This window comes from Streptomyces sp. NPDC050422 (genome assembly GCF_044458665.1).
Taxonomy (GTDB): Bacteria; Actinomycetota; Actinomycetes; order Streptomycetales; family Streptomycetaceae; genus Streptomyces.
The window spans coordinates 316879-341091 of sequence record NZ_JBITIE010000001.1 but is presented as its reverse complement, the minus strand read 5'-3'; the positions used below and the strand labels follow the sequence as shown (position 1 = coordinate 341091).

Here is a 24213-nt window from a genome sequence, read left to right as displayed (position 1 = left end):
TCGGGCCGGCACCCCTCTTCACGCAAGGGCACCATCGTGACTGCACCTTCTCCGGACGGCATGCGCCAGCCGCGCCGCCGTCATCACCGGCGGGTCATCGTCCCGCTCACCGTCGTCTCCGCGTTGGTCGGCGGAGTCGTCCTGTCCGGCTGCGGGCAGCAGGCCGACCCGGACGTGTACACCGTCATGAACTCGTCGACCGACGAGTCCTACCACCGCTGGGACGCCCAGACGCTGGCCCGGTGCAGCAAGACGCTCGGGGTGAAGATCGAGCAGCAGAGCGTCCCGGCCGCGCAGGTCATGACGAAGGCCCTGCGGATGGCGTCCTCGAAGTCGCTGCCGGACGTGCTCCAGCTGGACGCCTCGGAGATGCCGACGTTCGCCGAGGCGGGCGGGCTGATCCCGCTGAAAGACCTCGGTCTGACGACGAAGGACATCCCCGAGGGGATCGTCAACTTCGGCTCGTACGACGGGAAGTACTACGGGGCGGCGCGCACCGTGAACACGCTGGCGCTGTTCTACAACAAGGACACCCTCGCCAAGGCCGGCCTGGAGGTGCCCACCACCTGGGCCGAGATGCAGGCGACCGCTAAGAAGCTCACCCAGGGCAAGCGGTACGGTCTCGCGCTCAGCGCGGGCGGCGCGGAGGACGGCGTCTTCCAGTTCGCCCCGTTCATGTGGTCCAACGGCGGCGACGAGACGAAGCTCGACAGCCCGCAGGTCGCCGGGGCGCTGGACTACTGGAAGGCCCTCCTCAAGGACGGCTCGCTGTCCAAGTCGACGGTCAACTGGACCCAGGCCGATGTGAACGACCAGTTCATGGCCGGCAACGCGGCCATGATGATCAACGGCCCGTGGCAGGTCGAGAGCCTCAACGCCAAGAAAGGGCTGAACTGGGGCATCGCCCAGATCCCCGTCCCGAAGGCGGGCGACGACTCGGTGGGCCCGCTGGGCGGGGGAATCCTGACCGTCCCCAACACCGGTGACGAGGCGCGGGAGAAGATGTCCGCCCGCATCATCGGCTGCATGTCGGGCGAGCAGGAAGAGATCACCTACGCGATCAACAGCTGGATGGTCCCGGCCAACGAGAAGGCCGCAGCCAAGTGGCGCGCGAAGACCCCGGAGCTGGCCGCCCTCGCCGACCAGGTCGCCACGGCCCGTTCGCGTACCGCGAAGCTCGGCGCGCAGTGGTCGTCCGTGTCGCTGGCCCTGCAGAGCGCCTTCCAGTCCGCGCTCACCGGTGAGTCCAGCGAGGCCGCTCTGAAGCGTGCCCAGCAGCAGGTCACGAGCGGGAACTGAGGTATACGAACCATGTCATCCACCACAGCCTCGGCCGCCGCGCCGCCGGCCGACCCGAAGGCCCCCGCGGCCGGCGCGGTCAAGAAGCCCGTGAACCCGCGGAGTGCCAAGCGGCGCAGGACGCTCGCCCAGTGGGGGTTCATCGCCCCCGCCGTGGTCTTCATGGCGCTGTTCTTCGGCTACCCGCTCGTCCGCAACATCGTGATGAGCTTCCAGGACTACTCGCCGTCCACGTTCTTCACCGGCGACGCGCCGTTCAACGGCTTCGACAACTGGAGCAACGTCTTCAACGACGGGCTGTTCGGCAAGGCCCTGTGGCAGACGATCCTCTTCACGGTCGGATCGCTCGTCGGCCAGTTCTGCATCGGCCTGGCCCTCGCCGTCTTCTTCACCCGCCGCTTCCCGCTGAACGGGATCCTGCGCTCGCTGATCCTGCTGCCGTGGCTCGTCCCGATGGTCGTCTCCGGCATCGTGTGGCGGCGCATCTTCGACCAGGACACCGGTGTCCTCAACTCCTTCCTGGGCACCGTCGGCCTCCCCGGTGACACGCCGTGGCTGACGAGCACCAGCATGGCGCTGATCTCGGTGATCCTGGTGAACATCTGGATCGGCATCCCGTTCAACATGGTGATCCTCTACGGCGGCCTCCAGGAGGTCCCCAAGGAGCTGAACGAGGCCGCCTCGCTCGACGGCGCGTCCGCCTGGCGTACGTTCCGCTCGGTCACCCTTCCCATGCTCAAGCCCGTCATCACCGTGGTGCTGGTACTCGGCTTCATGTCGACGGTCAAGATCCTCGACCTGGTCCTCGCCCTCACCGACGGCGGGCCCGCCGACTCCACCCAGACGCTCGGCACGCTCACGTACCAGAACTCCTTCGTCCAGATGGACTTCGGGGCCGGTGCCGTGGTCGGCAACATCCTGATCCTGATCTCCGCCGTCTTCGCGGTGTTCTACCTGCGGGTCAACCGCAACGAGGGGAAGTGACCGGCATGGCGACCACCACCCAGATCCCCGCCGCCCCGGCTCCCGCCGTCCACCGGCCGAAGCGCCGCTGGGGAGCGACCGTCCTCGGCGTCGTCATCCTCGCGGTGATGCTGTTCCCGCTGTACTGGATGATCAACACCGCGCTGCAGCCGGACGCGAGCCTGGTCGACGTCGGCCCGGTCCCGACGGGCGTGGACTTCTCCGGCTTCACCTCCGCCCTCACCGAGCAGGGCGGCAACCTGCTGACCTCGCTGGCCGTGGCGCTCGGCGCCGTCGCGATCTGCCTGGCGATCTCCGCACCGGCGGCGTACGGCCTGGCGCAGTTCAACCTGCGGGGCGGCAAGACGATCGTCTTCGGAACGCTCATCACCCAGATGGTGCCGGGCATCGTCATCGCGAACGCCCTGTACAGCGCGTACGTGGACATGGGCCTGGTCAACTCCTACTTCGGCCTGATGCTGGCGGACGCCTCGCTGGGCATCCCCTTCGCGATCGTGCTGATGCGCTCGTTCATGGTGTCCATCCCGCGCGAGGTCATCGAGGCCGCCGAGGTCGACGGCGCCGGACGCTTCCGTACGTTCGTGCAGGTCGTGCTCCCGATGAGCCGCAACTCCCTGATCACGGCAGGGCTGTTCTCGTTCCTGTACGCATGGAGCGACTTCATGTTCGCGCTGACCCTGAACACCACGGACGACGTCAAGCCGATCACACTGGGCATCTACCAGTACATCGGCGCCCACGTCGGTGACTGGGGTTCGGTCATGGCCGCGTCCGTGCTCTCCGCGGTCCCGGCAGCCGTTCTGCTCGTCCTGTCCCAGAAGTACATCGCTGCCGGGATCACCGGCGGCTCGGTCAAGTAAGGGTTTCCATGAGTGACTTCCCGGTCTTCCCGCCCGGTTTCGTCTTCGGCGCCGCCACGGCCTCGTACCAGATCGAGGGCGCCGTCGACGAGGACGGCCGCGGGCCGTCCATCTGGGACACCTACAGCCACACGCCCGGAAAGACCGACGGCGGTGACACCGGTGACGTGGCCTGCGACCACTACCACCGCTACCCCGAGGACGTGGCGCTGCTGCGCGACCTGGGCGTGGACTCGTACCGCTTCTCGATCGCCTGGTCGCGCATCCAGCCCGAGGGCGGCGGGGCGATAAACGCCAAGGGCCTGGACTTCTACTCCCGGCTGGTCGACGAGCTCCTCGAAGCGGGCATCGAGCCGGCCGCCACCCTCTACCACTGGGACCTGCCGCAGGCCCTGGAGGACAAGGGCGGCTGGCGGGTACGGGAGACCGCGGAGCGCTTCGGCGAGTACACGGCGATCATGGCGGAGCACCTGGGCGACCGGGTGCCGCGCTGGATCACGCTGAACGAACCGTGGTGCAGCGCGTTCCTCGGCTACTCGGTCGGCCGTCACGCGCCGGGCGCGAAGGAGGGACGCGGGGCCCTGGCCGCCGCGCACCACCTGCTCGTCGGCCACGGCCACGCGATGACCGCGCTGCGCGCGGCGGGCGTCCGCGAGGCGGGCATCACGCTCAACCTGGACCGCAACGTCCCGGCCACCGAGTCGGACGCCGACCTCGCCGCGGTCGTCCGCGCGGACACCCAGCACAACCTCGTGTGGACCGAGCCGATCCTCGCGGGTCGCTACCCGGCCACCGAGGAGGAGACCTGGGGCGAGCTCATCACCGCCCAGGACTTCCGGCGCGAGGGCGACCTGGAGCTGATCTCCCAGCCGATGGACTTCCTGGGCATCAACTACTACCGCCCCATCGTGGTCGCCGCCGCCCCGCACCGCGAGGCGGACCCGGCGCTGCGGGTCGCCACCGACAACCGGTACAGCGAGGGCGAGTACCGGGGCGTCCGCAAGACGGCGATGAACTGGCCGGTCGTGCCCGAGTCGTTCACCGACCTGCTGACCGCGCTGAAGCAGACGTACGGCGACGCGCTGCCGCCGGTGCACATCACGGAGAACGGCTCGGCGGAGTTCGACACCGTGGACGCCGACGGCTCGGTACACGACGCGGACCGCGTCGCGTACCTGCAGACGCACCTGACGGCTCTGCGGGCGGCAATGGACGCGGGCGTCGACGTGCGCGGCTACTACGTCTGGTCGCTGCTGGACAACTTCGAGTGGGCGCTCGGCTACGCGAAGCGGTTCGGGATCATCCGGGTCGACTACGACACCCTGGAGCGCACGCCGAAGGACAGCTACCGCTGGTACCAGGAGCTGATCGCGGCGCACCGGAAGTAGTCTCCGGTCCGCTCCTGCCCCCGTCCGCCCTGCCGCGGCCGGGGGCTGTTCCTTGCCCGGGCCCCTCAGCGCGCCGCGTACGCCGCCGGGTCCGCCAGGACCCCGCGCACCACCCGGGCCGCCGCGCCCCGTGCCGCGTCGCCGGAGAGCGAGGAGGCCCGCAGCCCGTAGCCGTCGCTCCGCCACCTGCCTGACACCACCCGGTCCGCGAGCTGCGCCTCGGCCGCGTCGGCGAGCCACGGCATCAGGTCGCGGTAGATGCCGCCGAGGACGACGGTGCCCAGATCGAAGAGGTTGACCGCTCCGGCCAGGACCACACCCATGCGGTCACCGGCCGCCCGCAGCACGTCCAGTGTGTCCGGGTCACCCGACCCCGCCCGCTTCTCCAGCTCGGCGAGTCCGCGCACCCCCGCTGCCGGGTCGATGCCGGCGGCCCGCAGCAGGGCCGCCTGTCCGGCGTACTGCTCGAGACAGCCCCGGGCGCCGCACCCGCACAGCGGCCCCTCCGGGTCGACGACCACGTGCCCGACCTCCCCCGCGAACCCATGGGCGCCGCGCAGCAGTTCGCCCTGGAGCACCAGCGCACCGCCGACACCGATCTCACCGGTGAGGTAGAGGAAGCAGTGGGCGTCGCCGAGGCCGCCGAACCACAGTTCGGCCAGCGCCGCCAGGTTGGCCTCGTTGTCGGAGCTGATCGCCAGCGCCCGCCCGGCCGGCCGCAGGGTGCTGAGCGCCTGGCCGAAGATGCCTTCGGCCGCGACCCGGTACCAGCCCAGGTTGGGTGCCTGGCGGACCATGCCGCCGGAGACGAGTCCGGGCAGTGCCAGCTCGACGCCGACGGCCCGCAGCCCCTGCTCGCCGGTCGAGGTGATGACCCGGTTGGTGAGTCGGGCCGCATGGGCGAGGACCTCGGCCGGCGGGGTGTTCCGGTTGTCGATGTGCTCGGTGACGCGGACCCGGTCGGTGCCGGTGAGCCCGACCGCGCACACCGAGACGTAGTCGATGTTGATCTCGACGCCGAGCCCGGCCGGGCCGGTGTCCGACACCTTCAGCACGGTGCCGGGGCGTCCGGCGCTTCCGCTGAACGTCTTGCCGGACTCGGTCAGCAGGTCGAGTGCCTGCAGTTCCTCGACGAGCGAGGAGACCGCGGCCCGGGTCAGCCCGATCCGGGCGGCCACCCGGGCACGGGTCACCTCGCCCTCCTCCAGGACGGCACGCAGGACGAGGCCGAGGTTGTTGCGGCGCACGGACTCGGGTCCGGCCTTGGCGCCGGGCGAGGTGGGACGGATCGTCGTCATCAGACCTTCGAGCGTAGGCCCTCGGCGTCCGCCACCGCGCGCGCACCCCGCGGACGACCTGCGGTTTCGTGCCGGTACGGGGAGGGGCCTCAGATGATCACACATCTGAAACACCGCCGCAGCCGCCCGGCCACATCGCCCGGCTACGTTGGCCGTACGCGGCCGCCGTTGCCCGCTCCACCCTCCCCCGGACCCCGTCCCCGTGGTCCGGCCGGTGAACGAGGAGGTCCGCGGTGCACGTTCCGGCCGTCCGAGCCCACAGCACGAAGTCGCGGCGCACCGCGCCCGCCTGGCTCACCCACGTCACCCGTCTGCGCCGGGCCCCCGTGCCCCGTACGGCGATGGTGCGCGGCGCGCTCGGTGCGGGCCCGCTGCTCGGGGCCGGGATCGCCGCCGGGCAGCCGGGCCCGGGGGTCCTCGCCGCGCTCGGGGCGATGCTGGCCGGGGTCAACGACCGGCCGGGCACCCGTCGTAAGGGGCTCGTCCACATAGGGCTGCCGGCCGCGGCCGGATCGCTGGGGCTGCTGGCCGGCGCTCTGGTCGCTGACGCGACGGGGCGATGGGCAGCGGTCCCCGTGCTCTTCCTGGTGGGCTGGGTCTCCGGGGCGCTGAGCGCCCGGGGCGCCGTGTGGTCGGCGGCCGCCCTCCAGATGCTGGTCACCACGACGATCGGCATGGGGATGCCGCTGGCCGGCCCCGCGTGGCTGAAGGCGCTGTGCTTCCTGGCCGGTGCGGGCTGGCTCGTCCTCCTGCGGCTGCTGCTGCGTACCCCGCGATCGCCCGGCGCGACGCGATGGAGCGGCGAACGCGAGACGGTCGCCGCCGTGTTCGACGCGCTCGCGGACGCGCTGCGCGCGCTCGGCGGACCGGAAGCACCGGCCGCCCGGCGCGCCCTGGTCGCCGCGCAGCAGCAGGCCGACGAGGCGCTGCGGCTGATGCGCCTGCTGCCGTGGCCCCGCCGGTCCGGCGGTGCGGATGACGTGCTCGCCGCACGCTTCGGCGCGGGGGTCGCGCTCTGCGAGGCGAGCATCGCGCTGCTGTGGGAGGGCCGGCCCGTCCCGGACGCGGTGGCCGCGGGCCCCCGGCGGCTGGCGTCGGCGGTCCGGTCCGGCGGGCCGGCTGGTGCGTTGCCGAGCCCGCGGCCGGACACCGTCGAGCGGCTGGCCTTCGACCGGGCGGTGTTGGAGGCCGCGGTGGTCTTCGACCGGACGACGGCCGGCGCGCACCCGCGGCAGGGCCCCGGGCACCCCCGCACGGCCGGCCGGAACTCCGCTGTCGGCCCGGGTCTGTTCACGCCCGCCGGACGTGAGTACGGGCTGCGTGTGGCGCTCTGTGTCTCGGTCACGGCGGCCGTCGCGCTGCTGCTGCACGAGGACCACTGGTACTGGCTGCCCGCCACCGCGGCGTTCCTGGTGAAGCCGGACATGGGGCCACTGTTCTCGCGCGTGGTGAACCGGTTCGCCGGGACCGTGGCCGGAGTTCTCGCCTTCGTCTCACTCGTTTCCGCGCTCGGAGGCCTCGGCGCGCCGCTCGTCGTGTCGGCGGTCGTCGTGGCCGGGGCGCTGGTGCCGCTGTCCACCCGCCACTTCGCGTTCCAGACCGCGGTGATCACTGTGCTGGTGCTGTCGTTCGTGCACACCGCGGGTGACACCGAGGCGGCCGCGTCCCGGCTGCTGGAGACGTTCCTGGCCTGCGTCATCGTGCTGCTCGTCGGCCATCTGCCGCTGGTGGCCGATCCCCGGGTACGGGCCGGCCACCGGTTCGCCGTCACGCTGCGCTGCACGGAGCGGTATCTGCGCCATGTGCTGGACGCGCCGGACCCGGCCGGGGGGCGGCAGCGGGACGACGTACGGGGACTGGCGCTGCGCGGCGCCGCGTACCGGGCGCTCGCCGAGGCACGGGCTGCGGCGGAGACCGTGGCGGTCGAGCTGCCGCGCCCGTTCGGCGGGCGGCGCCACGACTGGTCGGCGGTGACGGTGGCCGCCGAGCTGGTCGTCGACGCGGCGACCGCGTGCGCGCTGCGGGTCGAGAACGGGGTGCCGCGGCCCTCGTCCGGCGAGGCGGAGCGCGTGACGACGGCGCTGTCCGTGCTGGCGGACGCCCTGGAGGACGGCCACCGCACCGCGCGGCCGGCGCCGGGACCGGGTCCGCGGGACTGCCGGTCGCTGCGGGATGTGATGACCCAGTTGCACGGCATTCACCGGCTGACCGCGGAAGGGCTCCCGGGGCCGTCGGCGCCCTGCCGGGCGCCTCGGTCCTGAGCCCTCCCCGGACCCCGCAACACCCGCATATGCGGGCGAAGATGCCGTGGTGGCATCATTTCGCCAAACCCTTGGACACGTGAGGGACTCGTGAAAGGATCACCCTCAATTCCGTGGCGTATCCCCGTATCCCGCGGCGCGTCACGCCTCGTCCCACCACCCATGGAGAACACACGTGGCCAATATTTCTGGCCGGCTGTCCGGAAGGGCCGCCACCAGCCTCGCTGCCGCCGCGATAGCCGCGGCCCTCGTCGGCACCGGCGCCTCCGCGTTCGCCGCTGAGCCGGGCGACGCGCCCATGTACGGCATCGCCGGCCTGGACAGCGCGGGCGCCTCGTACTACTACGCGCCGAACGGTGAGGGCGGCCTGCAGGCCCGTGTCCCGCTCGACACCGGCTGGAAGGACGTCAAGTTCCTCGGCCGCGTGGACAACGACGCCGACAGCGTCGCCGACGGCCGCTGGCAGACGAACGCGGCCGGGGTGCTCAACTACGCCGCCAACGACAACTCCGGCCTCAAGAACGTCGGCCACGGCTGGAACATCTACAACACGCTTCTCTCGGCGGGCGATCTGGGCGGCGCCGAGTCCGGCGACCTCCTGGGCCGCGATGCCGCCGGCTACCTCTACCTGTACCTGGGCTACGGCGACGGAACCGTCACCAAGCGGTACAAGGTCGGCGGCGGCTGGAACGCGTACAACCAGATCGCCGGCAACGGCGACCTGACCGGCGACGGCAAGAACGACATCGTCGCCCGCGACAAGTCCGGCGTCCTGTGGCTCTACAAGGGCACCGGCGACTACAAGGCCCCCTTCGCCGCCCGCACCAAGGTCGGCGGTGGCTGGAACACGTACAACACCGTCTTCGCCCCCGGCGACATCGACATGGACGGCACGACCGACCTCGTCGGCCGGGACGCCAAGGGTGCGCTGTACCTGTACAAGGGCACCGGCAAGGCCGCGACCCCGTACGGAGGCCGCGAGCTGATCGGTACGGGTGGCTGGAACACCTACCGTCTCCTCTTCTGATCAAAAGTGAAGGTTTCGCAACCGAAGTCATGACACCATTCGGGTGAAACTCGTGGCCTGCCCTCCCTCTTGGGGCGGGTGGGCCACCCTTCATCTAGATCCATGGAGTACTTCGTGGCCAAAACCTCTGGCCGTAAGCACAGACGCATAGCCGCCCGCGTGGCAGCCGCGGCGCTCACCGCCGCACTCGTCGGCACCGGCACCTCCGCCGTTGCCGCCGATTCCCCCCAGCCGTCGCTCGGTACGGCAGCCGAGGCGCCTTCGGCCGCAACGACCGCCGCCGCCGCGGCTGTCGCACCCGACTTCGCGCTGTACGGTCTCACCTCCAACGGCGACGCGTACGCGTACCGGTCCAACGGCAAGGGCGGCATCACCGCCCGCGACCTCATGGGCACGGGCTGGCAGGGTGTCTCCAACCTCCTGCAGGTCGCCAACGTACCGAAGAGCAGCGGCGACGCCGACGGCATCTGGTACCGCGAGTCCAACGGGTACCTCGGGTACCTGAAGTTCGACGCCACGGCTCCGGTCAAGGTCGGCACCGGCTGGAACATCTACAACAAGCTCGTCTCGCCCGGCAACGTCGGCGGCGCCGGCGCCGGTGACCTGCTCGGCCGCGACAGCAGCGGCGCGCTCTACCTCTACCTGGGCCTCGGCACGGGCAAGCTGACGAGCCGCTACAAGGTCGGCAGCGGCTGGAACATCTACAACCAGATCGCCGGCAACGGCGACCTGAGCGGCGACGGCAAGAACGACCTCGTCGCCCGCGACGCGGCCGGCGTCCTGTGGCTCTACAAGGGCACCGGCAACTACAAGGCCCCCTTCGCCACCCGCACCAAGATCGGCAGTGGCTGGAACACGTACAACCAGCTCATCTCCACGGGTGACATCACCGAGGACGGCAAGACCGACCTCATCGCCCGCGACAAGACCGGCGCGCTGTACCTGTACAAGGGCACCGGCAAGGCCGCGACCCCCTTCGGTGGTCGCGTGAAGATCGGCGCGAGCGGCTGGAACAGCTACCGCTTCCTCTTCTGAGCCGGTAGTTCCCCCACATCATGAGAGAGGGCCGCACCCCCGTCGCCGGGGGTGCGGCCCTCTCGCCGTACTGCCGCTGATCCCTACTTGCGGATCAGGCTGCGGAGCACGTACTGCAGGATGCCGCCGTTGCGGTAGTAGTCCGCCTCACCGGGGGTGTCGATGCGGACGACGCCGTCGAACTCCACACCGGTGTCGGTGGTGACCTTGACCGTGCGCGGGGTGGTGCCGTCGTTCAGCTCGGTCACGCCGGTGAAGGAGAAGGACTCCTCGCCGGTCAGGCCGAGGCTCTCGGCGGTGTGGCCCTCCGGGAACTGGAGCGGCAGGACGCCCATGCCGATGAGGTTCGAGCGGTGGATGCGCTCGTAGGACTCGGCGATGACGGCCTTGACGCCGAGGAGCGCGGTGCCCTTGGCCGCCCAGTCGCGGGACGAGCCGGAGCCGTACTCCTTGCCGGCCAGGATGACCAGCGGGGTGCCGGCGGCCTGGTAGTTCTGCGAGGCGTCGTAGATGAACGACACGGGGGCGTCGGCCTGGGTGAAGTCGCGGGTGAAGCCGCCCTCGGTGCCCGGCGCGATCTGGTTGCGCAGGCGGATGTTGGCGAACGTGCCGCGGATCATGACCTCGTGGTTACCACGGCGCGAGCCGTAGGAGTTGAAGTCACGGCGCTCGATGCCGTGCTCCGTGAGGTACTTGCCGGCCGGGGTGTCGGCCTTGATCGCACCGGCCGGGGAGATGTGGTCGGTGGTGACCGAGTCGCCCAGCTTGGCGAGCACCCGGGCGCCGGTGATGTCCTCGACCGGGGTCGTCTCCATCGTCATGCCCTCGAAGTACGGGGGCTTGCGCACGTAGGTGGACTCGGAGTCCCACTCGAAGGTGTTGCCGGTCGGGATCGAGAGCGCCTGCCACTGGGCGTCGCCCGCGAAGACGTCCTGGTAGGACTTGTTGAACATGTCCTCGCCGATGGAGTTGGCGACGACGTCGTTCACCTCGGCCTCGGACGGCCAGATGTCGGCGAGGAAGACGGGCTTGCCGTCCTGGTCGACGCCGAGGGCGTCCTTCGTGATGTCGACCTTCATCGAACCGGCCAGGGCGTACGCGACGACCAGCGGCGGCGACGCCAGGTAGTTCATCTTGACGTCGGGGTTGATCCGGCCCTCGAAGTTGCGGTTGCCGGAGAGCACCGAGGTGACGGCCAGGTCGTGGTCGTTGACCGCCTTGGAGACCTCTTCCGGCAGCGGGCCGGAGTTGCCGATGCAGGTGGTGCAGCCGTAGCCGACGAGGTTGAAGCCGACCTTGTCGAGGTACGGGGTCAGTCCCGCCTTGTCGAAGTAGTCGGTGACGACCTTCGAGCCCGGGGCGAGAGTGGTCTTGACCCACGGCTTGCGGGTCAGGCCCTTCTCCACAGCCTTCTTCGCCACGAGCGCCGCGGCGACCATGACGTAGGGGTTCGAGGTGTTGGTGCAGGAGGTGATCGCGGCGACGGTGACGGCGCCGTGGTCCAGCTCGTACGTGGTGCCGTCGGGCGCGGTCACGGTGACCGGGTTCGACGGGACGCCGTTGTGGGTGGCCGGCGAGTCGGAGGCCGGGAAGGACTCCTTGCCCGCCTCCTCGTCGTCCGAGACGTAGTTGCGTACGTCCTGGGCGAACTGCGCCTTGGCGTTCGCCAGGATAATGCGGTCCTGCGGGCGCTTCGGGCCGGCGATGGAGGGGACGACCGTGGAGAGGTCGAGCTCCAGCTTCTCGGAGAAGTCGGGCTCGGCGGCCGGGTCGAGCCAGAGGCCCTGCTCCTTGGCGTACGCCTCGACGAGCGCGACCTGCTGGGCGTCGCGACCGGTCAGACGCAGGTACTTCAGCGTCTCGTCGTCGATCGGGAAGATCGCGGCGGTGGAGCCGAACTCCGGCGACATGTTGCCGATGGTGGCGCGGTTCGCGAGGGAGGTGGCGGCGACGCCCTCACCGTAGAACTCGACGAACTTGCCGACGACGCCGTGCTTGCGGAGCATCTCGGTGATGGTCAGCACGAGGTCGGTGGCGGTGGTGCCGGCCGGAAGCTCACCGGTCAGCTTGAAGCCGACGACGCGCGGGATGAGCATGGAGACCGGCTGGCCGAGCATCGCGGCCTCGGCCTCGATGCCGCCGACGCCCCAGCCCAGCACGCCCAGGCCGTTGACCATGGTGGTGTGCGAGTCGGTGCCGACCAGGGTGTCGGGGTACGCCTGGCCACCGCGGACCATGACCGTACGGGCCAGGTGCTCGATGTTCACCTGGTGGACGATGCCGGTGCCCGGGGGGACGACCTTGAACTCGTCGAAGGCGGTCTGGCCCCAGCGCAGGAACTGGTAGCGCTCCTTGTTCCGGCCGTACTCCAGCTCGACGTTCTGCGCGAACGCGTCGTTGGTGCCGAACTTGTCGGCGATGACGGAGTGGTCGATGACCAGCTCGGCCGGGGCCAGCGGGTTGATCTTCGTGGCGTCGCCGCCGAGCTCCTTGACGGCCTCACGCATGGTGGCGAGGTCCACGACACACGGCACACCGGTGAAGTCCTGCATGATCACGCGAGCCGGCGTGAACTGGATCTCCTGACTGGGCTGGGCCTGGGAGTCCCAGCCGCCGAGCGCCCGGATGTGGTCGGCGGTGATGTTCGCGCCGTCCTCCGTGCGGAGCAGGTTCTCCAGCAGCACCTTCAGGCTGTAAGGGAGGCGCGCGGAGCCCTCGACCTTGTCCAGCTTGAAGATCTCGTACGACTCGTCGCCCACGCGCAGCGTGCTGCGGGCGTCGAAGCTGTTCGCCGACACGACAGTCTCCTTCATCAATGTGCGCGTAACCCCGCGCCGCGCCTCACTTCGGCGGGCGCCGCGTGGTGCCGCCTTCGGCGACCCGGCCATCCACTAAGGTAAGGATTAGTTAGGTAACCCTTACTGTGCGGCGGTCCGCTGTGCGCCTTCGGCATATATCTCGATGTCGAGATAACTCTAGTACATGGCCGGGGAAGGGTCATGTCAGGGCGTGCCTGACCGCTGTCATCCAATCGAGGCGTTTGACAGTGAACCCAGTCGTTTCGCCTTCCTTGCCAGCGAACCTAGTCGTACGAGGTGACGTGCTGGGGGTGCTGGGTGGTCGTACCGGTCGGGGTGAATCTCGCGGAGCCGTACGTCGAGCTGTCGTACGTGGATGCTGTATGCGAGCGTCGGCGGCGTCCGCTGCTGGACTGTGTGACGGCCCGGTTCGAGGACGTGGCTGCCGTGCGACCGTTTCGCTGGTCGCGCGGTGAGCGTCACTTCTCTGGCTGGTACTGGGCGGCAACGACCGGGCAGCACGTCGGTTTCGAATCGTGGCTGGAGCGGGACCGGCTTTTGCTGATGGACTTCGATCCCGAGGTGAAGGGGATCGCCTCGCAACCGTTCTGGCTGCACTGGCACGACGGCAAGCGGGAGCGTCGGCACGCTCCGGACTACTTCGTACGCCGCACGGACGGCTCGGCGGTGATCGTCGACGTCCGCGCCGATGAACGGATCGAGCCGAAGGACGCGGAGGCGTTCGAGGTCACCCGCCTGGCCTGCGGCCAGGCGGGATGGGGCTTCGAGCGGGTCGGGGTGCCGGATGCGGTGCTTCTGGCGAATGTTCGGTGGCTGTCGCGCTACCGGCACCCGCGGTGCCTGCATGGACCGGTCGCAGACCGGCTCCGGGCAATGCTCTCGGCTCCGATCCCTCTGATGGTCGGGGCCGATGCTGCCGGCGACCGGCTTGCGACGCTGCCTGCCTTGTTCCACCTCCTCTGGCTCCAGGAAGCGGCCGCCGATGGACTGTCGGTCGAGTTGCTGGGGCCGTCCACCATCGTGCGCCTGGCGGACGGAGGTGGACGGTGACGGGGAAGGGGCGACGGGTGCCTCCGACGGGCAGGATCGCGGAATTCCCGGAGAGCGCTGCTGAACAGGCTCGCTGGTGGGAGAGGCACATTCTGGAGGTTCTGGACGGCTTGCCGCCGGATGCTCCTGCGGGGACGGTTCCACGGCCGGAGTTCGATCCGGAGCGGAGCTCGCTGGCTCAGCGGGAGCGGGCCAAGGCTGTCGAGCTGACGGCGGCCGGGCACGTGATGACGGCCAGCGGCGTCAAGCAGCGGCGCCAGCGTTACCAGCGCGACGGGCTGGTAGGACTGGCCGATGGCCGTTCGGCCAAACAGATGCCGTCGTTTGGCCGGGTCGACCCGGCGGTGGTCGAGGCGATGCGGGAGGCGATCGAGGAGACCGCCGAGGCGTCATCGAAGACGATCGGCTTCGTGGTCTGGCGGGCGACACAGATCCTGGACGCACGCGAGGACGCGGAAGGTGTCGAGGTGCCGTCCGAGCGCACGCTCTATCGGCTGTTCGACAGGTTAGCGACCGGCACTCACGCGACGGGCTCGGCGACCACGCGCCGTTCGGTGAACGCGCGTCCGGCCGGTCCGTTCGGGGAGGTGCCCGCCTGCGCGCCGGGCGAGTGGATGCAGATCGACTCCACTCCGCTGGATGTCCTGGTGCGGCTGGACGACGGTATTGCCGAGAAGGTCGAGTTGACGGCCATGATCGACCTGGCGACCAGGTCGCTGGCCGCTGTGGTGCTGCGGCCGACGACGAAGGCTGCCGACGCTTCTGCTCTTCTGGCCCGGAGTATCACCCCGGAGGCGATGCGTCCTGGCTGGTCGGAGGCCCTTCGGATGTCGAGGTCGGCGATGCCGCACCGGCGGCTGCTGGCTTTGGACGAAAGGCTGGAGCACGCGGCTGCTAGGCCGGTGATCGTGCCGGACACGATCGTCTGCGACCACGGGAAGGTCTTCATCTCGAACAACTTCCGTGCCTCTTGCCGCTACCTGGGCATCAGTCTTCAGCCGACTCACAAGGCGTCGCCCTTCGAGAAGGGTGCGATCGAGAAGACGCTGGGGTCGGTGGCGACGCTGTTCGCGCAGTTCGTCGCGGGCTACACCGGCCGGTCGGTGGACCGCCGGGGCCGGGGCCTTGAGAACGGGCCGCTGTGGTCCTTGCCCGAGTTGCAGGGCCTGCTGGAGGAGTGGACTGTTGCCGTCTGGCAGAACCGTCCGCACGATGCATTGCGGGATCCGGACTCTCCGAAACGGGCCTTCTCGCCAAACGAGAAGTACTCGACGCTGCTGGAGTCGTGCGGCTATGTTCCGGCCCCGCTCAGCGGCGAGGACTACATCGAGTTGCTGCCCGAACGGTGGCAGGCGATCAACGCCTACGGCATCCGGATCAACCACCGCACCTATGACGCCCGCGAGTTGACCCCCATGCGCCGCCAGCACTCCGGGGTGGCGGCGAAGAAGGGGCTATGGGAGATCCACTACGACCCCTACGACGTCTCCCGCATCTGGGTACGCGACCGCCGCAGCGAGCCGGCCCGGTGGATCACGGTGTTCTGGAAGCACCTGCACCGCGTCGGCGTCCCGTTCGGCGAGATGGCCTGGGACCACGCCCGTGAACAGGTATCCGGCGGGAGCGAGGAACAGATCGCCGATGCTGCCGCTGCCCTTCTGCAGCGAGCCCACGACGGCCCCGCAGAGGAGAACGCCCGTCCGGCCAGGACCTCCCGGCGAGACCGCCGCGTCGCTGCCCGCACTCGGGCCACCACGACCGACCGGTCGAATCCTGACCCGCCGGTCACCGAGGCGACGCCGGAGGGCCATACGGACTCCGGCCTGGCCAAGGTCATCCCGCTGGGCTTGTTCGACCCGCTCGCCAATCCCTGGAGGCGTTCGTGACCACCCCTGAACTAGCGGCCCGACACACCGCGTTGCTGGAGGTCGACGCCGATGCCAACCGGCAGCTCACCACGTTGGACGGATGGCGGAGGTTCATCGACAGATCCCCCGCGCCCCCGGTCCTCTTGTCTCCCGGCGACCTGAAGCAGCTCTCTCCCACCGGCCGGGACCTTTACGACGACGATCGGCTCGGCCATCACGCCCGCATGCTCACGGTCGCCACCTCGTTCGTCGAGAAGACGGTGATCTGTGGTCGCAGGTTGGTCCTACTCAACCGGCACGCGATCAGTGCCCGCCGCGGCCTGATGGTCTCCGGGCTTCCCGGCACGGGCAAGACCAGCGCCATCACCCAGCTCGGACGGTCCCACGAACTCCTCGACCGGGCCCGGCACCCGAACATCGCCGACCGCATCCCGGTTCTCTACATCACCGTCCCGCCTGCGGCCACCGCCCGCATGGTCGCCGCTGAGTTCGCCCGCTTCCTCGGCCTTCCCGTCCGAGGCCGCTCGAACATGACGGACATCATCGAGGCAGTGGTCGGCGTCTGCACCGACACTCGCACCGGCCTCGTGCTCGTCGACGAAATCCACAATGTCTCGCAGGTCACGCGGGCCGGCGGCGAGGTCTCCGACACTCTGAAGTACTTCTCGGAGCGCATCCCCGCAACGTTCGTTTACGCCGGCATCGGCCTGGAGACCAGCGAACTGCTGGTCGGCACGCGGGGCGCCCAGATCGCGGGCCGCTTCACCCTCGTTCCCACCCGGCCTTTTCCTTATGGAGACGAATGGAAGAGGCTGGTCGCGACCTTGGAAGAGACCTTGCTCCTGCACAAACACCCGCCGGGAAGCCTGGTCAAACTGGACCGCTACCTCCACAACCGGGCCGACGGCATGATCGGAGCGTTGTCTCACGCGATCCGCGGCGCCGCGATCGACGCAATCCTCAACGGCACCGAGCGTGTGACAAAAGAAGCGATCGACGCGATCCCCCTGGACCACGCCGCGGAGACCGCGACGACGCCTCCGTCCAAGATGACGGCCCGACGGTGACCTGCATGCCAACTGACCGCCCTGCCCTGCTTCCCATCCAGGTTCCGCCACGGCTCGGAGAGACAACCGACTCCTACATCCGGCGCCTGGCTCGCGCCAACCACCTCAAGCCCAGCTACCTGCACCGTTTCCTCTGCGGCCCACCGTTCTGGTTCGGCAAACCCAGTCTCTCCCGCCTCGCAGCAGTCTCCGGCCGCCCCAGACGCTCGCTCGAACGCTGGCCGACGTCGCATCGCCACGACGACGCACCAAGCCGAACGTCCGCTACCCCAGCGCTGTCCCCTTGGCCGACCACCCGGACCTTGCCCTCCGCATCCACGAGACTGCCCAGTCCGGGACCGCGACCATCCGTGACCTGTCCAGACGCCACCAACTGCCCTCCCGGACCATCCGCACCATCCTGGAAATGCCCGCGCCGAGCACCTACAGGTCCAGGAAAGTTCCCAAGACGCGGCAGCCATCCAGACGGCCCGCCCCCGCGATCAACGACTCAACACGAACCCTGATTGACGCCATGCTCGCCCAACGCCTCGATCTCCGAGAGATCTGGAACCGGCTGATGGACGACCACGACGTCTCAGTGTCCTACTCCTCAATCAACGCCTACTTCCGGTCCCGTCCGCATGTGGAACGTCACGCAATTCCCCATCAGCAGCGTCAGCTTCCACACGCAAGCGTTCGACCCTGAGTCTCTCGCGCGCACATAGTCAATGGAACGGCCCTCAGCAACCTCCGTATCTTGGTGCCATGACGGACACGGAAGAACCGAAGCTCTACGTGAACCGCTGGGGCGACACAGCAGATCCAGCCCCGGAGCGGCGGGGGTCCCGCCAGGACGCGTGCTCGTGCTTCGACCAGTCCAGGCCGCACCCGCGAGCCCGCGTCGGATTCCACACCGAACGGCAGGACACCTCTGCCTCGGGCTGGCAACACCTGCTGGAGTTGGTCGATGAAGCCGCCGCCGACGGGCGCGAAGAGTTCCGTCCCCTCACCGAGCTGAGCCCGGAAGAGCGGCGACAGGTCATCACCCTGCCGCCGAGCATCGCCAGGCTGACGGCGGTCAAACACCTGGTGCTCTACGGCAGCAACTTGGTCCGCATCCCGCCCGAGATCGGATCCATGATCAGCCTGGAGGAGTTCACCCCATACACCTCATACCGACTTCACTGGTTCCCCTACGAGATCACCCGATGCCAGAAGCTGACCCGCAGCACAGTGAGCACGCGCGCGTTGTTCGGCAACGAGAAGCTGCGGCCACCCTTCCCAAGGCTTCAGCCTGCCCAGGACTCCGTCGTGGACCTCGATCTGGAGAACCTGGATCCCCGGCGATGGGGCAGCACCGCCATCCATCGCTGCAGTGTCTGCAACCGTCTGATCGCCCAGAGCGGATTCCACCAGGTGTGGATCTCGCTACGCGTGGCCACCGACGTGCTTCCTCTGCTGGGCAGCGCCTGCTCGTCGGCGTGTGTCGCCGACCTCCCTGACGGTGCGAAGCGCTACATCCCCACACCACACACAGGCGGCCGAGTCGATCAGCCGGCGTCCGACTGGGACTGATTAGCCGACGTGACCACCAACGCCGCGATCGATCTCACGTGATCGTTTGCCAACCAACTTAGTCGTGGCAGGTCAGCGCGACCCAGGCGACTAACTTCAGTGTCGAAGGACAGTGCCTGGCCGCTCTCACCCGATCGAGTCGTTCACTCAGCGGACCCGGTCGGCGAGGGGCGCCCGGACCGAGGTCCGCAACCGCTGAGCCGCGTTCCTTGATCCCGCTCGGCGGCGACGGCTCCGGTGGAGAAGAGCGTCGCGGTGGCGAGGCTGCCCCAGAGGGCGGCCGGGCCGTGGGGTGCCAGAGCGGTGATGACCACCGGGGAGACCGCGAGGCCGAAGCCCGTGGAGAGCTGGAAGCGGGCGAGGGCGCGTCCCAGGACATGCGCCGGGGCGAGGGCGGTGACGAGTGCCGTGGCGCTGCCCGCGTAGACGATCTCGCCGAGGGTGCAGACCACGGACACCGCGGCGACGGCCGGGGCACCCCAGCCGTGCCCCAGGGAGGTGGCCGCGAGGAAGCCGAGGTAGGACGCGGTGAGCAGCAGGCCGGCGATGACCGGCACGGACCGGCGGGGGAAGCGGGACATCAGGACGGTGACCGGAACCTGCAGGGTGACCACCAGCACCGTGTTGGCCACCAAGATGGCCCCCGACCACACCGGGGAGGCGTGCATCTGCGTCACCAGGACCAGGGGTAGCGCGATTTCGGGGACGTTGAGGCAGAAGACGTAGATCACATTGGCGGCCAGGAGCGCGCGCATCCGGGGTACGGGCTCGTCGTCCCTGCCCTCGGCCGCGGCAGCGGCCGGACGAGCGTGCACGTGGACCGACCACGCCAGGGCCGCCGCGGCGAGGTAGGCGAACCCGGTGACGGCTGCCAGCGCCTGCAACGCGGCGGTGCCGCCCGCCAGGCATGCGGTGGCGATGAGGGCGCCCGCGCCCAGGCCGGCGTTGCGCAGGGCGCGGCCTGCCGCGAGAGCGGCGTCGCGTTCGCGGCCATGGGCGACCGTGGCCACGAGGGCGGCATGGGCGGCCGGCCATGCCTGGTTGCCGATGCCGAGGAAGAGCGCCGCCGTCGCGAACAGCCGGATGTGTCCCGCCGGGGCGGCCAGCAGCAGCGCGACGCCCAGCACCCGCACCAGCATCGACGCCGCCACGACCGTGCTCCGCGGGCCCCGGTCCAGCCATCGCCCGACAGCCGGCATGCACACCAGACCCACGACGGCGCCGACCGTCATGGCCATGCCGGTGGCCGGCGCGGACAGCCTCAGCACCGTCACCCCGTAGAGCAGCAGAAAGGGCCGCAGCAGGCCGGTGCCGAGCGCGTCCACGGCCAGCGCGACGGCGTAGCGGGGGCCTCCGGAGGCACGGACGAGGGCGCGTGGCCGGAGCTTGGTGGTGGTTGCCATGGCGTCAACGGTGCGTTCGGCCGCCGGGCCGACCGCGTCGGTTGACGGACACCGTCAACCGACGCGGTCGTCGGCCGTCCGACCGACGATGATGAGGGGATGACGTTGAGGATCGACATCGGCGGCCCGCCGTCCGGGCGACTGCGGTTCGCCGCCTCTCCGCTGGCCGAGCTGACCGCGATGCTGCACGTGCTGGCCGAACCCGCGCACCACCCGCAGCTCGCCGACTGGGCCGGGGGCGTCTGGGCCGGGCTGCGGCCGGAGCTGGCCGAGCGGCTCAGGGAGGCGGAGTTCCTCTGGCGTTCCTCACGAGCCGACTTCCTGGTCCCCGCTCGTCCCCGGCAGACCCTCGCCGAGGAGTTGGACGATGTGGACCGGATCGACGACGAAACCTATGTGGCCGCCGCGCTCACCACCACGTGCGGCAGCAACCGGGTCCACTTCGCGTCCCCCTCGCCGCTCGCCGACTCGACGGCGCGCGAGCGTGCCCTCGACCTGGCCCAGGCCCGCGGCACGCTCCAAGAGGCCTTTGCGGAACGGCTGCTCGCGGACCCGGCCGCCGTACGGGCGCGGGTGCGTCACACCCTCGAACAGTGCGGCGAGGCCTTCTTCGACGCCGCCTGGACGGGTGTCGCCGTGCAACTCGCCACCGACCTGCGCCTGAAGAACGATCTACTGAAGCGCCAGGGCGCCGCGGCGGCACTCGCATCGGTCTCCGGCGCCGTCACCCTGGCGCCGGACGGCAACCGCATCATCGTGGACAAGCTCCAGGACCATGCGATCGCCGCCCGCGGTACCGGGGTCACCTTTCTCCCCAGCGTCTTCGGCCACCCGCACCTGGTGATGGTCCACGCGCCCGGGTGGCAGCCGGTGGTGCAGTACCCCGTGGCCGAGGCGACTCCACCGCAGCCGGTATCGCTGGAAACGGTCACGCTACGGCTGGAGGCACTCGCACATCCGGTGCGGCTGCGGCTGCTGCGCACCCTGGCCCGAGGTTCGCACACCACCGGTGAACTGGCCCATGCCTGGGGACTTTCACCCCCGGAGGTGTCCCGTCACCTCGCTGTCCTGCGCCGCGCGGGCCTGCTCACGGCCCGGCGGCAGGGCCGCTACGTCCGATACACCCTCGATCTGCCCGATCTGACGGCACTGGGCACCGACCTGCTGGCAGCCGTACTGCGCTGAGTGGCTTCGGTCTGCTGACACCGGGAGCGCGGCCGAACCCCGGTCACTCCGGACGGCCGTTCCCGGCCACGGCGGCGGCGGGGGTGCCTATGCGGAGGTCCGCCGACGGACCAGCTCCTTGCTCTCGTCGGGCAGCGCGTCGGCGGCCAGCAGTCGCGGCAGCAGCTCGACATCGAGGGTCATGGCCCGGAAGGCGAGCGCGACGGTCACGTCGTGATCAGGGCGATGCACGATCTCGACCGGATCGGCGGACCGGATGTCGCCGGGCTCGATCACCCGCAGGTACGCGCCGGGCCGGGCGGCCTGCGTGAACCGTTCGAGCCAGCCGTCGCGTTGCAGCCATCCCTGGAACGTCGCACACGGGATCCGCGGGCACGACACCTCCAGGACCACATCGGGCCCGATCCGCCAACGCTCGCCGATCAGGGCGCCGTTGACGTCCAGCCCGTGGGTCGTGAGGTTCTCCCCGAAGGCTCCGTGCGCGAGCGGCCCGCCCAGCTCGGGCTCCCAGCCGTCGAGATCCTCGCGGGCGTAGGCATAGACGGCCTGGTCGCGGCCGCCGTGATGCCGCACGTCGTAGCACCGGTCACCGGCGAGGCCGACCGCACCGGTGCCCTTGGGGCCGGGGTCGGCAACGGCGACCGGTCCGACGGCGGGGCGCTTGTCGATCCCGGTCGCGCCCAGCCCCTTCCAGGGGTTGGGGCGGGGGCGGCCGATATTGACGGAGAGCACCTTCATGCCGGGGACGATACGATCCGCGGCGCGCTCGGGCGACAGGGTTTCGGGGGCCGTACCGAGAAGCGACGCAGTCGAGCCCTCACGGCGTCCCGCCGGTGCCGATGGACGCGCCCCGCGTGCCGAACCGATGCTGCGGGCGGACCTTGGAGGTGGACAGCGCCTCCCGGTCGAGCCGCACCCTCCTGCTGCGGCTCTGCACTCAGCCGTCACTCGAACACCGCACCCCGGCATCAGTCTCATCTCATATCTGAGATAGCCTTTCGTTATGTCAGATGACTACCTCGTACGTATCGGCAAGCTCATCCGTGACGCCCGTCAGCACCGGGGCTGGACACAGAGCCAGCTCGCCGAGGCGCTCGCCACCAGCCAGAGCGCCGTGAACCGCATCGAGCGCGGCAACCAAAACATCAGCCTTGAGATGATCGCCCGCATCGGTGAAGCACTCGACAGCGAAATCGTCTCGCTCGGCTACGCCGGCCCCATGCACCTCCGAGTGGTCGGCGGACGCCGGCTCTCCGGGTCCATCGACGTCAAGACCAGCAAGAACGCGTGCGTGGCGCTGCTCTGCGCCTCGCTGCTCAACAAGGGCCGTACGGTGCTGCGCCGGGTGGCCAGGATCGAGGAGGTCTACCGCCTCCTGGAGGTGCTGAACTCCATCGGGGTACGCACCCGGTGGATCAACGACGGCACCGATCTGGAGATCGTCCCGCCTGCCCGGCTCGACATGGACGCGATCGACGCGGACGCCGCCCGCCGGACGCGTTCGATCATCATGTTCCTCGGTCCGCTGCTGCACCGCATGGACCGGTTCAAGCTGCCGTACGCCGGTGGCTGCGACCTCGGCACGCGCACCATCGAGCCGCACATGATCGCGCTGCGCCGCTTCGGCCTGGAGATCGCCGCGACCGAGGGCATCTACCACGCCCAGGTCGACCACGCCGTCACCCCCGGCCGCCCCATCGTGCTGACCGAGCGCGGCGACACCGTGACCGAGAACGCGCTGCTGGCCGCCGCCCGGCACGACGGCACCACCGTCATCCGCAACGCGTCCTCCAACTACATGGTCCAGGACCTCTGCTTCTTCCTGGAGACGCTGGGCGTACGGGTGGACGGCGTCGGCACGACGACGCTGACCGTGCACGGTGTACCGAACATCGACGTGGACGTCGACTACTCCCCCTCCGAGGACCCGGTCGAGGCGATGAGCCTGCTCGCCGCCGCCGTCGTGACGGAGTCGGAGCTGACGATCCGCCGGGTGCCGATCGAGTTCCTGGAGATCGAGCTCGCGGTCCTGGAGGAGATGGGCGTCGACTGCGCCCGCACGGCGGAGTACGCCGCCGACAACGGGCGCACCCGCCTGGTCGACCTGACGGTCCGGCCCTCCAAACTGGAGGCGCCCATCGACAAGATCCACCCGATGCCGTTCCCGGGCCTCAACATCGACAACGTGCCGTTCTTCGCGGCCATCGCCGCCTCGGCCCACGGCCAGACCCTCATCCACGACTGGGTCTACGACAACCGCGCGATCTACCTCACCGACCTCAACCGCCTCGGCGGCCGTCTCCAGCTCCTGGACCCGCACCGGGTGCTGGTCGAGGGCCCGACCCGGTGGCGCGCGGCGGAGATGATGTGCCCGCCGGCACTGCGTCCGGCGGTGGTGGTGCTGCTCGCGATGATGGCGGCCGAGGGGACCTCCGTACTGCGCAACGTGTATGTGATCAACCGCGGTTACGAGGAGCTCGCGGAGCGGCTGAACTCGGTGGGCGCGCAGATCGAGATCTTCCGGGACATCTGACAGCCTGCAGAAATGGCACCGTCGCACCCCTCTTGACCTGCACAAATGCGAGTCGAGGCGGGGTGTGACGGAGTCCCTGGGACTTCTCTGGGACTTTGAACCAGGAGCGACGGCTTCCGTGCACCGCGCAGCGGTGGACTCCTTGCCCTTTTGCCTGGCCTGCGTGACGCCGGCCCCCTCACCTGCCGCATACGAGCTCGCGCCCTTCTCCCTCGGACCGGCTGACGGCAACAACGAGGCCATGCCGGGGACCGAGGTCCCGTAGCGCCATTCGGGCCAGGTCCACCCCGATGTCCTTGGCCGATCTTCCTTACCGTCGTGCGAGCGTCAGTACAGCGTGCGGTTCCCGGGGCCAGTGCGCAGTGGCCGCCCGGCCGTCCATGCGTCCGATGTTCCGCAACTTGTCTTGCGGTCCCACCTCCCTGGCCAGCAGCCGCTCGAACTGCACGGGATCCGATACCCGTTCGGACTCTGCGGGCCTCCAGGCGACGGCTGCCACCACTTCGCCGGGCTCCTCCTCGGCCAGCCGCACCTTCCCGGCTTCAAGGGCGTGATGGGCAAGGATCGCCAACAACGCTC

The 24213-nt window shown here is 69.8% G+C and carries 17 protein-coding genes; 13 read left to right on the top strand and 4 right to left on the bottom strand.

Annotation, left to right across the window (positions count from 1 at the left end; all coding sequences use genetic code 11):
- Positions 1–60 precede the first annotated feature (60 nt).
- The 4 genes from ACIBJG_RS01475 to ACIBJG_RS01460 are packed head-to-tail and all read left to right on the top strand — an operon-like array spanning position 61 to position 4531.
- Positions 61–1299, top strand: a complete 1239-nt coding sequence (locus tag ACIBJG_RS01475) for an ABC transporter substrate-binding protein (protein WP_399303268.1) — start codon at positions 61–63, stop codon at positions 1297–1299.
- A 12-nt stretch (positions 1300–1311) separates the two neighbouring features.
- Positions 1312–2283 (top strand): carbohydrate ABC transporter permease, encoded by a 972-nt coding sequence (locus ACIBJG_RS01470; protein WP_399302733.1) that lies wholly within the window; start codon positions 1312–1314, stop codon positions 2281–2283.
- Positions 2284–2288: 5 nt separating this feature from the next.
- Entirely contained in the window at positions 2289–3143 is an 855-nt protein-coding gene (locus tag ACIBJG_RS01465; RefSeq protein ID WP_399302731.1) for a carbohydrate ABC transporter permease, read from the top strand.
- 8 nt (positions 3144–3151) lie between these two features.
- Positions 3152–4531, top strand: coding sequence for a GH1 family beta-glucosidase (locus ACIBJG_RS01460; protein WP_399302729.1), 1380 nt, complete (start codon positions 3152–3154; stop codon positions 4529–4531).
- A 65-nt stretch (positions 4532–4596) separates the two neighbouring features.
- Here the strand turns inward: ACIBJG_RS01460 and ACIBJG_RS01455 are convergent, their stop codons facing one another.
- Positions 4597–5829: an ROK family protein gene (locus ACIBJG_RS01455; protein WP_399302727.1), complete on the bottom strand. Its 1233-nt coding sequence runs from the start codon at positions 5827–5829 to the stop codon at positions 4597–4599.
- A gap of 233 nt (positions 5830–6062) precedes the next feature.
- Here ACIBJG_RS01455 and ACIBJG_RS01450 point away from each other — a divergent pair, with 233 nt between their 5' ends.
- The 3 genes from ACIBJG_RS01450 (at position 6063) to ACIBJG_RS01440 (ending at position 10152) form a co-directional block, all read left to right on the top strand.
- Positions 6063–8090, top strand: coding sequence for an FUSC family protein (locus tag ACIBJG_RS01450; RefSeq protein ID WP_399302725.1), 2028 nt, complete (start codon positions 6063–6065; stop codon positions 8088–8090).
- Between the two features lie 175 nt (positions 8091–8265).
- Positions 8266–9117: an FG-GAP repeat domain-containing protein gene (locus tag ACIBJG_RS01445; RefSeq protein WP_399302723.1), complete on the top strand. Its 852-nt coding sequence runs from the start codon at positions 8266–8268 to the stop codon at positions 9115–9117.
- Positions 9118–9231: 114 nt separating this feature from the next.
- Positions 9232–10152 carry an FG-GAP repeat domain-containing protein gene (locus tag ACIBJG_RS01440; protein ID WP_399302721.1) on the top strand — a complete coding sequence of 307 codons (921 nt, stop codon included), beginning with the start codon at positions 9232–9234 and terminating at the stop codon, positions 10150–10152.
- Positions 10153–10235: 83 nt separating this feature from the next.
- Here ACIBJG_RS01440 and acnA read toward each other — a convergent pair whose 3' ends face one another.
- The gene (gene acnA / locus ACIBJG_RS01435) at positions 10236–12950 is read right to left on the bottom strand and encodes an aconitate hydratase AcnA (protein ID WP_399302719.1); all 2715 of its coding nucleotides are present in this window, start codon (positions 12948–12950) and stop codon (positions 10236–10238) included.
- A gap of 318 nt (positions 12951–13268) precedes the next feature.
- Here acnA and ACIBJG_RS01430 point away from each other — a divergent pair, with 318 nt between their 5' ends.
- The 4 genes from ACIBJG_RS01430 (at position 13269) to ACIBJG_RS01415 (ending at position 18513) form a co-directional block, all read left to right on the top strand.
- Positions 13269–14021: a TnsA-like heteromeric transposase endonuclease subunit gene (locus tag ACIBJG_RS01430; RefSeq protein ID WP_399302717.1), complete on the top strand. Its 753-nt coding sequence runs from the start codon at positions 13269–13271 to the stop codon at positions 14019–14021.
- Positions 14022–14377: 356 nt separating this feature from the next.
- Entirely contained in the window at positions 14378–15907 is a 1530-nt protein-coding gene (locus ACIBJG_RS01425) for a Mu transposase C-terminal domain-containing protein (RefSeq protein ID WP_399303266.1), read from the top strand.
- The gene (locus tag ACIBJG_RS01420) at positions 15904–16956 is read left to right on the top strand and encodes an ATP-binding protein (RefSeq protein ID WP_399302715.1); all 1053 of its coding nucleotides are present in this window, start codon (positions 15904–15906) and stop codon (positions 16954–16956) included. Before ACIBJG_RS01425 ends, ACIBJG_RS01420 begins: the two co-directional genes overlap by 4 nt.
- 747 nt (positions 16957–17703) lie before the next feature.
- Positions 17704–18513 (top strand): leucine-rich repeat domain-containing protein, encoded by an 810-nt coding sequence (locus ACIBJG_RS01415; RefSeq protein ID WP_399302713.1) that lies wholly within the window; start codon positions 17704–17706, stop codon positions 18511–18513.
- A gap of 143 nt (positions 18514–18656) precedes the next feature.
- Here the strand turns inward: ACIBJG_RS01415 and ACIBJG_RS01410 are convergent, their stop codons facing one another.
- The gene (locus tag ACIBJG_RS01410; protein ID WP_399302711.1) at positions 18657–19916 is read right to left on the bottom strand and encodes an MFS transporter; all 1260 of its coding nucleotides are present in this window, start codon (positions 19914–19916) and stop codon (positions 18657–18659) included.
- Positions 19917–20015: 99 nt separating this feature from the next.
- Between ACIBJG_RS01410 and ACIBJG_RS01405 the strand changes: the two genes are divergently transcribed.
- Entirely contained in the window at positions 20016–21101 is a 1086-nt protein-coding gene (locus tag ACIBJG_RS01405) for a DUF5937 family protein (protein ID WP_399302709.1), read from the top strand.
- 87 nt (positions 21102–21188) lie between these two features.
- On the opposite strand, the gene ACIBJG_RS01400 is transcribed toward ACIBJG_RS01405, so the two are convergent.
- A complete protein-coding gene (locus tag ACIBJG_RS01400) occupies positions 21189–21839 on the bottom strand; it encodes an MOSC domain-containing protein (RefSeq protein WP_399302707.1) in 651 nt (216 codons plus the stop codon).
- A 265-nt stretch (positions 21840–22104) separates the two neighbouring features.
- Here ACIBJG_RS01400 and ACIBJG_RS01395 point away from each other — a divergent pair, with 265 nt between their 5' ends.
- On the top strand, positions 22105–23634 hold the full coding sequence (locus ACIBJG_RS01395; protein WP_399302705.1) for a helix-turn-helix domain-containing protein: 1530 nt from the start codon (positions 22105–22107) through the stop codon (positions 23632–23634).
- Positions 23635–24213: the final 579 nt, after the last annotated feature.